This is a genomic window from Mucilaginibacter sp. SG538B (genome assembly GCF_013376065.1).
GTDB lineage: Bacteria > Bacteroidota > Bacteroidia > Sphingobacteriales > Sphingobacteriaceae > Mucilaginibacter > Mucilaginibacter rubeus.
In genome coordinates, this window is the sequence record NZ_JABMJI010000013.1 from 1 (window position 1) to 11,658 (window position 11,658).

Below are 11,658 nucleotides of genomic sequence, written 5' to 3' on the forward strand. Positions count from 1 at the left end.
GCCCTCTTTTACGTGTCGCAATATACCAGTTAGCTGACGATCGCTGGTTATTTACCTATGTAATGCACCATATCATCAGCGATGGCTGGTCGATGAATATCTTTATTAGTGAACTTACGCAAGTTTACAATACAAATTTTGTTGGAACGCCAAACAAATTTCCCGACTTACCTATTCAGTACAAGGACTATTCCGTTTGGCAACAGGCTGAACTGAATAAAGGCATACTCCAGGCACAAAGAGATTATTGGTTAAGTCAATTCGATCATCTGATACCTGTACTAGACCTTCCAACAGATAGAAAAAGGCCTCCGGTAAAAACATTTAAAGGCGGAACCATCACCAAAAGAATACCCTCGCAGATTACAGAACCGTTTAAAAGCCTCACCCAGGAGCTTGGCGGCACTTTATTTATGGGATTGCTGTCTGTGGTAAATGCCTTGCTCTACAAATATACAAACAAGGAAGATATCATTATTGGCACCCCGATTTCCGGTCGCGAGCACGCAGACCTTGAGCAGCAAATTGGACTTTTCATTAACACTGTTGCCCTTAGGACGAGGTTTCAGGCGAAGAAAAGTTTTACAGAATTATTTGCTCAAGCAAAACGCACCAGCCTGAAGGCCTATGAAAATCAGCTGTACCCTTTTGACGAACTGGTTGATGATCTTAACCTCAAGAGAGATTTAAGCAAAAACCTGTTGTTTGATGTCATGATCGTCATGCAACATTCAGCACTGAAGGACCCGCTAAAAATCCTGGAACAATCCAAGCACGTTCGGATCACGAAATATGAAGGTTATAAACGAAATGTCAGTAAATATGACCTGACTTTTTATTTTCAGGAAGATCCGGAGGGGCTATTGACAACTCTTGAGTTCAATACAGATATTTTTGATAGTGATACGGCTATCAAGATTTCGGATGACCTGGCAGAACTGATGGGTGCTATAACAGTTTCAGCTGATTCATCAGTGGAACGTTTGATCAAAAAGCTCGAGCATGATAAAGGTCAATTAAAGGTAACGCTCGAGCCAGTGACCATTGAAATGATGGAATGCACCGAGCATCAAAAAAGATTATGGTTCATTGATGAATTTGAGAAAAATAATCTCTATGAAAACAGCCCTGTATATCACAATTTATCTTTAGCTGTAAAATTCGATACAGCATTAAATGCAGCAAAGCTGGAAGTTGCAATAACAAAGGTCGTACAAAACAACAGCGCGCTCAGAACGAGGATAAAAAACGATTCCGGATTTCCTTATCAGCAAATTTGTGACTGCGGGATCATTAATCTCAAAACACATTCGGACTGTTCGCCGGAAAAAATAGGGGAATACATTTTAAGCCTGATACAAGTTCCTTTTGAGTTAAGCTCCGATTCGCTGATTCGCTTTGATAATGTATATTGTGACGGTGGAACTATATTTCTGATAACAGCCCATCACATCATTCTGGACAGAGCGTCACTTCGAATTGTCTTCGAGGAGATTCTCGCGAATTATTACAAACCCGAAACAGCCACAGACAAACAAGCAATTGGCAGTTATCGTGACTTCTCAAAATGGCAAAATAATCTAAACAAAATCGATCTATCTCCACTCACATCATACTGGAGGAGAAAATTGAAAAACGCACCTATCCTAGTCCTGGAAACGGACAAACAACGTGCCCCGATCCACGTTTACAAGTACGGGCTAAAAGAGCGCCGCGTCGACGCTGATTTGTCAAACGCAATTAGGGCATTTTGCAAGTTTTCAAATAAAACGGAACTATCCATTTTCCTTGCAGCTTTTAACGTGTTGCTTTATCGCCTAACGGGTAGCGAGGAAATTGTGATTGGAACAGTAGCAGATAGAAGAGAAAATCCGGCTTTAAGGAATATTGTCGGACCGATTGTAAATCTGATCACTTTAAAGAATTCCGTAAAGGTTGATTTACCTTTCGTATCCCTCGCCGAACACATCCGATCAGAATATGAAGAGTCCCGTGATTTTAGCGGAATTCCCTTTGAAAGTGTGGTACTGGAGGTGAATCCTGAAAAAGATATGAGCCGCACAGCTCTTTTCGATATTTTGTTTAGCTATGAAGAGGATGCACTAAGGGATTTTGAAATTATAGAGTTAAACCACGGATTGGGAAAATATGATATTAATTTATTGATAAAGAAAACGGATGAGTACGGAATTTACCTTACTTATAATAGCATTTATTTTGAAGAAGACACCATCGATCGTTTTTTAGACCATTATTTTAATCTTATCACTGATTGTATCTCATCCCGAGAAAAGAAGGTGAGCGAGCTCGACATATTTAACCCTTCTCAGAAATCAGCATTGTTGCACTATCTGGATAATACCGAATCTAACTATCCGTTTCAAAAGACCATCACTAGTTTATTTGAAGAACAGGCAAGAATGACTCCCGATGCTGATTGCGTCGTATATGAGGGTACGAGGTTGACATATAACGAATTAAATGAGCTATCCAATCAGTTGGCTTTCTATTTGCGAAACACCTATGATATACAAAATGATGACCTCATTGGCATCAAGTTAAACAGGAGTGAATGGCTTGTCATTGCAATTTTGGCGGTACTCAAAGCCGGTGCCGCTTACGTGCCGGTGGATCCACATTACCCGCAGGAGAGAATTGATCATATTCTGACTGCATCTTCATGCAAATGTGTCATTGATGATTACGAATTGCGGAAATTTAAAACTCAACAAATGCATCAGCCGGTAATTAACCCTGGCGTTTCAAATGATCCAGCTAGCCTGGCCTATGTCATTTTCACCTCAGGTACTACCGGTAAACCCAAGGGAACACTTGTAGAACATGGAAACGTTGTTCGATTATTGAAAAACGACAAACAGCTATTCGACTTCAGCGAAAAAGATGTATGGACTATGTTCCACTCATTCTGTTTTGACTTTTCCGTCTGGGAACTATTTGGTGCCCTGCTAAACGGGGGCAAATTAATTGTTGTACCTGACGAATTAACGCGGGACCCGGCCTTATTTTTTGATCTTTTGCTCCGGGAAAAAGCCACCATCCTAAATCAGACCCCTTCAGCATTTTATAACTTACTCGATGAATTATCCGGCCGGGACACTATTGACTTAAGTTTAAGGTACGTCATTTTCGGAGGGGAAGCTCTCAGCCCGGTCAAACTGAAACCATGGGCAGAAAAATACCCAAAAACAAAACTGGTCAATATGTATGGAATCACCGAAACAACCGTGCATGTGACCTATAAGGACATTAACATTGAGGATATCCTTTCCAACTCCAGTAGCATTGGAAAGCCAATTCCCACCCTATCAGCGTATATACTTGATAATCAATTAAACCCGGTCCCTCAAGGTGTATTCGGCGAGTTGTATGTTGGCGGAGCAGGTGTAGCCCGAGGATATTTGAATGCACCCGCCTTGACAGCGGAAAAGTTTATCCCAAACCCTTTCAAAGCAGGAAGACTTTACCGGACTGGAGATAAAGTGAAACTTTCAAGCACGGGAGAACTACTTTATGGTGGACGAATGGATGACCAGGTTAAAATCAGGGGGTACAGAATTGAATTAAAAGAGATCGAGCTTGCGCTTGAGTCCCATAAAAATATCGTTTCTGCTATCGTGGTTCTCCGTGTTGGAAGAAATACGGAAAACGAGCTTGTGGCGTACGTAGTGGGTAGAAAAAACTTAAACACCAAAGAAATCAAAAATTATTTAGGAAAGAGCCTGCCGTCCTATATGATACCTGGTTATTTTGTTCAGTTAGAAAAACTCCCCCTTACATCAAATGGAAAAATCGATAAGGCCAAGCTACCAAATCCGGAATCCCACGCCATGGTAACAGGCGTAAAGTACGCCGCGCCGGAGAACGACACAGAACGTTTGCTGGTGGAGATATGGAAAGAGCTCTTACTGATTGAGCAAATTGGTATAAATGACAACTTCTTTGATTTGGGTGGTCATAGCCTAAAAGCTACAAAACTTGTCAGTGAAATACATAAGGTATTCAATATAAAATTAAAACTGGAGGATATTTTCAGTAATACAACTCTGCATGACCTGAGTACGGAAATATTGAACAAACAGTGGTTAAATGCTGAAGATCAAATACAGGGCAGCGAAAGTCATATAATCATTATTTAAAGTGATATGGAAGAAATCAAATCTTTATTGAACCGTTTACGTGAAAAGGAAATCAGAGTAAGGCTTAAGGGGAATGACCTCGAAGTGACGGCTTTCGGTCAGGCGCCCGGTCAGGATATATTAGCCGAGTTGAAGCTTCAGAAGCCTACATTAATTGAATATCTCCGTAATAATACAAAAGAAACATTTGTGAGAATCCACAAAGCTTCGGAGGCTCAAAATTACCCGCTATCGTCCTCTCAACATCGTACATGGGTAACAATACAAACCGAAGGTACCAGCGTTGCCTATAATATGCCGGGAGTTGTGCAACTGTCGGGCCCTTTGAAAAAAGATATCTTTTTCAAAGCAGTAAATAACGTATTGGAAAGACACGAAAGCCTCAGGACAGTTTTTAAAGAGGATGGCAACGAAATACGCCAATTTGTAATGCCTTCTTCTGAATACCCTTTCGAACCTGAATATATTGACCTCCGCGAACGCTACGGCAAGGAGGTTCTCGTAGACAACTATATTGAAAACGTCATTCAAAAACATTTCGACCTGGAGAACGGCCCCCTATTGCACATAGGGTTGCTCCGGGTAGAAGAATCGCGTTATATTTTAACTTATAATATTCATCATTTAATCGGTGATGGTTGGTCTATCGAAGTATTGACCCGCGACCTCTTCGCCTTTTATGACGCGCTGACACGGAATAAACAAGTTCAGTTGCCGCCCCTTGAAATTCAATACAAGGATTACGCGACCTGGCAACGTCAACAAATTGAGGGCGAAATTATGGAAGCTCATAAGAATTATTGGAAGGAAAAACTTTCTGGGGAAATTCCAATTATAGACCTGCCATCCGAAAAAGTAAGACCTGCAAAAAAGACCTACCATGGAGACACCATACAATTTGAACTGCCGCCATCTGCCCTGATGAGTTTAAGAAGGTACTGTCTTGAGAAAGAAGGTTCGGTATTTATGGGCTTGCTAGCCTCGGTCAAGGCCATTTTATATATCTATAGTAATCAGTCTGACATCATTGTAGGTACGCCTGTTTCAGGACGGGAGCACGCGGATTTAAAGAACCAAATTGGGTATTTTATAAACACCCTGCCATTACGTACAAAAATAGATGATTCACGCTCCTTCGACTATTTATTTGAATCAGTCAAAACTACTATGTTCGAGGCGTTCCAGCATCAGGCGTTTCCACTCGATATGGTCGTGGGCGAATTGGAAATAAAAAGAGACATTAGCAGATCTACTTTATTCGATATCCTTGTCGGGTACCAGCATGAAGAAGATATGGTTATTGCCGAGCTGGCTAAAAGTTCTGAGATCTTGTTTGAACCATTCGCTTTTAAACAGGGTCAAACTAAATTTGATTTAGCGATAAAGTTCACTGAGTCTTCCAATTCTTTAAAGTTTAAAATCGATTATAATACAGACATCTATTCTGAGCTTTTAATCATCCAACTTGGTGAGCATCTCAATTTTTTTATGGAATCGGCTCTGTCACACCCGCAGTACCCACTCCATCAAATCGAAATACTCCCAGCTTCGGACAAAACAAAGGCTATTGTTGATTTCAATAATAACATAGGGGTAATTCCGGAAAACGAAACTATCATTTCGCTATTTGAACGCCAGGTCGCCCTTCATCCCAACCATCTTGCTCTTAAGTATAATTCCGTAGAATTGAGTTATGAGCAAGTAAATGTTGCAGCAAACCAGATCTGCAACTTTCTAAAAGGGAAAATTGTTGCGGGGGCTTGCATTGGAATTTTGCTGGAGAGGAGTGAATGGATGATTATATCGATGCTTGCGATCCTTAAAGCAGGCTGCGTTTTCGTTCCTCTGGATGTAGATCACCCTGAAGAACGGACAAGATTCATACAGGAGGACAGCGCCTGCCGGTTTACGATTGATAAATCAGTAATCGATGAGTTTAAAGAGGATAAATCGCGATATAGTACGAGCTGGACAACAGTAATAGGAAACCCTTTGGGTGGAGCTTATCTGATTTACACATCGGGATCAACCGGTGCTCCAAAAGGAGCGATAACGACGAACAGGTCTATTGTGAATTACAATCAGTGGTTTACTGATAAATTTCGGATAACTTCAAATGACAGCTCGGTACTGCTTTCAAGTTTTGTATTCAGCGGTGTTTATACATCCGTCTTCTGTACACTATTAAATGGAGCAGCGCTACACGTCGTTCCAAAAATCATTTTGAGTAACGCGGATTTTTTAGCGGATTATATAAACGATCAACAGATAAGGTTTCTAAAAATAACCCCCTCTCAACTCCAGTTACTTGTCCGTTATGGTAAATTAATAGAAAACACCGGTGACTACCTAAGATTGGTTGTAATCGGAGGTGACAAGGTTAAGGTGAATGATATAAGCTACTTCATCGATAAAGATATTCAGGTTCTTTACCACTATGGAGCCTCTGAAACTACTATGGGGGCATTGACTTACGAGATAACAAAAGATAATCTTTCGGGGTTTATTAGGCGCCCACGTGTTGGTAAGCCTATTTTAAACTGCAAGGTTTTTATTCTTGACAAATATGGAAAATTGACTCCACGAGGAGTGGCCGGTGAGATATGTGTTGGGGGAAAAGGAATTTCTCCGGGTTACATTCACAATGCGCAATTAAACTCGCGGTATTTTATTGAAAGCCCATTTGATGAAGGGGAACGCCTGTTTAAAACCGGCGATATTGGGCGTATGTTGGAAGATAACACGATAGAATTACTGGGAAGGGTCGATAACCAGGTAAAAATCAGGGGATATCGTATCGAAGTTTCGGAAATTGAAAGAACCATGACTGGCCATTCGGGCATAAAAGAAGCCGTAGTAACTGCAAAGGTCAACCAAGCAGGAGAAAATGAACTAATAGGCTATTTTTCCGGGGAAGCGGATTTGGATGTTAAAGGATTAAGGAGCTTCATCAAAGATAAACTGCCCGACTACATGATCCCTACCTTCTTTATCAGGCTGGATAAAATACCTGTTAATTTCAACGGAAAAGTAGACCGGGGGATGTTACCTGAACCGACCGATTCTAATATACTGACAGGTGCTGACTTTGTGGAATACAGTACCGAACAGGAAAAAACCATAACCATGATATGGGTGGAAATACTGGGCGTAAAAAAAATAAGCGTAAACGATTCATTTTTTGATCTTGGCGGTAACAGTCTAAAAATAACTATTTTGGTTAACCGCCTATATAAACAGTTCGGAGTCAAATGTACATTACAGGAAATATTTAACCATTTGACCATTCGCCAGCAGGTTGAACTCATTGATCGGAAAGCTCCTCAAGAATTTAATTTGATTGAAAAGCAAACAGATAAAGATGATTACCCGTTATCAAATGCTCAACAGCGACTATGGGCAGTTTGTCTTATCCGTGAAGCAAATGTCGCGTTGAATATTCCGTCAGCTTACGTCATCAAGGGAAACTTAAATTATGTGTTTTTGCAGAAGAGCTTGGAAATTCTGATTAAAAGGCACGAAATTTTACGAACTATATTTACCGTAGCTTCCAATGGTGAACCAAGACAGCGCGTCATTCATGAGTCGAAGACAAATGTTAAAATTAATTACCTCGATTTTTTAGAACAAACAGACGGCGAGGCGCGCGCCAGGGCGGATATTGCCTATCAATCTGTGCAGCCTTTTGAGTTGACCAAGGGCCCGCTGATTCGGATTTCGCTATACCACCTAACAAATGACACTTACGTTTTGTCTGCAATTCTTCATCACATCATAAGTGATGGCTGGTCGATGTTTGTACTGATGAGAGAGTTGGTTGAAGCTTATAATGCAATGTTATCAGATGGAACGCCCCAACTACAGCAATTAAGAATTCAATATAAGGACTATGCGGCCTGGCAGCGGCAACAAATTGCCGACCGTAGAATAGATAATTCCCGAAAGTATTGGATCAAACTTCTTGCCGGTGATATACCGCAAATTAATTTGCCAAGCCGCATTCAGCGCCCCTCCTTCCGTACTTATAAGGGAGACACCCTAAGTATTATGATTACCGGAGAGCAATTAAGCCTCTTACGTAAAATACTTGTTGAACTCGAAGGGACCATGTTTATGGCCCTGGTCACCGTTGTGAATTCTTTACTCTACAAATATACCGGTCAATCTGATATTGTCCTCGGATCCCCGTTTGCCGGACGCGAGCATGCAGACCTTGAAAGTCAGATTGGGTTTTACGTCAACTTATTGCCATTAAGAACACAAGTGGATGAATACGGGACCTTCATAACTGAATTCAAGAAAACAAAAGGAAATTTATTAGCCGCGATAGCCCATCAAATGTATCCGTTCGATGAACTGGTGAACGAGCTAATAACAGAGCACCATTACAGATTTGATAGAACGAGGCACCCGGTTTTTGATGTCGTTGTCGCGTTACTAAACGATCATCTACATGATCAAAATGCGTTGAACATGAAGGAGGTGAATATCACGCCATTTCAGACGAACGCGCACAGCTCAAGCAGATTCGACCTTTTATTCAATTTCTATGAGGGAGCTGACAACCTGTTTCTAAGCATCAACTTCAACACAAGCGTTTATGAAAGATCAATGATTGAGAGAGTCAGCAACGATTTTATAAATATTTTGGATATACACCTTAAACATCCTGAGTTACCGATCAACCAGGCCATTTATTCGAGTGCATTTGAAAATGGAAACCCCGCGCCGATAGTTACAGTGTCGGATAGCAATGAACAGGAATTGACGCCATCGACAACAACAGATGATCAAGAAGGCTTCAAGTTTTAACCGACTTAAAATATTATTATGACTATGGACAATCACAAAACCTTATTGGAACCTGCGAAAAGAGTTTTATTAATCCTACTGCCATTTTGGGACCCGCTGGTTCCTCCGCTTGGCATCGTGTCGCTAAAAACATTTCTGGAGTTTCACGGCAACTACGAAGTAAGGGCTTATGATGCGAATATCGAATACGCGTTCAGGGATATTTATGACCGGTATTTCGGCGCGTTAGAATTGATGATTCCGGCAAATAAAAGAAAGTTATTGTATAATATGGGGCATGAGGTTCTTAGAAACCATTCTATGGCGGCGGTACAAGCTGAAAACAATTATGACGATTTTTTTCTCGACCTCATTATCGAAGTCGTTGATAAAACTTTTTACACGATTATTTCGCGAGCTAACGCGGAAACGTTAAACATAATCATAAAAGATTTCTTGAGTGACCTCGAAAACTACATCCATCAAAAGGTTGAAGAATTTATGCCAGATGTATTTGGGCTGTCAGTTTACAGTGGATCCTTACCTGCTTCAATATTTGCTTTTAAGCAGGTTAAACGAGATTATCCACATATCATGACAGTAATGGGCGGGCCAATTTTCAGCAATGAGCTGAAACCCAATTCCCCGAATTACTTTACAATTATGACTGAAACTCCATATATTGACAAGATCATCGAAGGAGAAGGAGAGATTTTGTTTCTAAAGCTCCTTAATGGTGAGTTGGCAGTCAATAAAAAGTTTTATTCAAAGAAAGACATTGACGGAAACAGTGTAGATTTAAATACAACCCCTGTTCCGGATTTTTCTGACTTGGACCTTACATCTTATTTAACAGTTTCCAGCTCAACCGGTCGGAGTTGTCCCTTTGAATGCAGCTTCTGCTCGGAAACGATATTCTGGGGTCGGTATACAAAAAAAAATCCCGCATATACCGCAAAGGAAATGCAGAGATTGCACCGGGTGCACAAGAAGCAACTCATATTTATGTGCGACTCTATCCTTAACCCCGTATTAGATGATCTCACCAGGGAGCTTCAGCAAATCGACGACCCTATTTATTTTGACGGTTATTTTCGGATTGACAGGAAATCACAAGATTTTGAAAAGGCAATGAACTGGCGCAAAGGCGGCTACTATCGTGCACGGATCGGCGTAGAAAGCGGATCGGAAGAAATGTTAAACCTGATGCATAAAAACCTCACAACCGCGCAAATAAAGGAGACGATCATTAACCTGGCAACAGCTGGCATCAAGACAACCGCAATGTTCCTGGTAGGCCATCCCGGAGAAACGGAAGAGCATTTTCAGGAGACACTGGATATGATCGAAGAGATACAGGACTATATATATGAGGCCGATTGCAACCCATTTCAGTTTTTCTATTCAGGTCAGGTAGATTCAAATTTATGGGAAGCTCAATTTATAAAGATGCCGCTTTACAGCGAAAAATACGATCCTCTGATATTCAGCCGTACATGGACACTTGACGTGTACCCCAAAAGAGAAATCGCGTATGAGCGTGCCAACCGCTTTGTTGAGTTTGTCGAAAAACTGGGCATTCAAAATCCTTACAAACTTGAAGACATCAGGAAAGCGGATGAGCGTTGGGCAAGATTACATAAAAATGCAGTTCCTTCGATGTTGGAACTACAGGAGGGAAAAATCAATAAGGATGAGCGAAAAAATGTCAAAGAATACAGCATGAATGCGACAAGTTTCGACTTGGATCTGGACGATTGGAATTTGTAATTAAACCCTGTTTTTCCCCAATATAAACCCTCATCAACATGAGCAAACAAAGTTTCGAGAGGATCCTCCAGGCGAAAGAATACTGGAAGAACAAATTGTCCGGTGAGTTTAATCAGATTTCGATAGCGCCGGACCAAATATTGACAGATGTTAATGAAAAAAGGGACTACCAGTTCTCGCTTTCTGAAAAAGTCAGTCAACAAATTATTAAAATAAGTGATAATTCTGATTACAGAATTCATGTATGCCTTTTATCTGCGGTTTCGGCCTTAATGTTTAAATACAATTTAGGCGCTGATATTTTTTTAGGCACCCCCATTTACGGCGAAGTCAAAGAGAATAGAATCAATTCTTTCATAGTTACCAAATGCGAATTTAACACTTCTAAAACTTTTAAACAGTTAATTATCGAGTTAAGCAAGGATGTCAAAAAGGCTGTAGAGTTTCAAAACTTCGACTTACCTGCATACTTAATGCAACATGGCATTATTGACCGGAAGACTGGTAGATCTTTAGTCGACGTTTTCGTTAGTCTTGACAGTTTACATTCGAGGGGCACGTTGGCTGGAATTGATCCGGGTGTATTATTCAGGTTCGCTAAAAATGGAAACCATATTTCCGGTATAATTGAATATCACTCTTCGCTATATAGCGAGGAAAGAATAATGAGTGTAGCAGCGCAATTGAATTTGTTGCTGGAGGCCTGTATGGACGACCTCAATTTGGAACTGACCGCAATTAGTTTGCGATCAGAAGATGAAATTGACTTTTCTCATGGATTGCAACAGCCCTACCCTGAAAATGAAACCATCGTAACCCTGTTCGCCGAACAGGTCCGGCTCGCCCCCGAAAAAATCGCCGTCGTCTTCGGCGACCAGCAGATGACCTATCACCAGCTCGATCAACTCTCCAGCCAGCTCGCGCATTTCCTCACAAGTCA

Annotated in this window: 4 protein-coding genes; all 4 read left to right on the forward strand. The window is 41.0% G+C overall.

Going from position 1 to position 11,658, the window contains the following annotated elements; translation table 11 throughout:
• A partial coding sequence (locus tag FHW88_RS29840; protein WP_176629117.1) for a non-ribosomal peptide synthetase occupies nucleotides 1–4,157 on the forward strand: 4,157 nt, incomplete at its 5' end.
• Between the two features lie 6 nt (nucleotides 4,158–4,163).
• Nucleotides 4,164–8,969 (forward strand): non-ribosomal peptide synthetase, encoded by a 4,806-nt coding sequence (locus tag FHW88_RS29845; protein ID WP_176629118.1) that lies wholly within the window; start codon nucleotides 4,164–4,166, stop codon nucleotides 8,967–8,969.
• A gap of 24 nt (nucleotides 8,970–8,993) precedes the next feature.
• Nucleotides 8,994–10,718 carry a B12-binding domain-containing radical SAM protein gene (locus FHW88_RS29850; RefSeq protein ID WP_176629119.1) on the forward strand — a complete coding sequence of 575 codons (1,725 nt, stop codon included), beginning with the start codon at nucleotides 8,994–8,996 and terminating at the stop codon, nucleotides 10,716–10,718.
• A 38-nt stretch (nucleotides 10,719–10,756) separates the two neighbouring features.
• Nucleotides 10,757–11,658: condensation domain-containing protein (locus tag FHW88_RS29855; protein ID WP_176629120.1), on the forward strand; the 902-nt coding region annotated here is incomplete at its 3' end.

Bases quoted from the DNA above. Each gene is read 5' to 3' on its own strand.
- FHW88_RS29845 (WP_176629118.1), top strand. From the start codon at position 4,164: ATGGAAGAAATCAAATCTTTATTGAACCGTTTACGTGAAAAGGAAATC.
- FHW88_RS29850 (WP_176629119.1), top strand. From the start codon at position 8,994: ATGGACAATCACAAAACCTTATTGGAACCTGCGAAAAGAGTTTTATTA.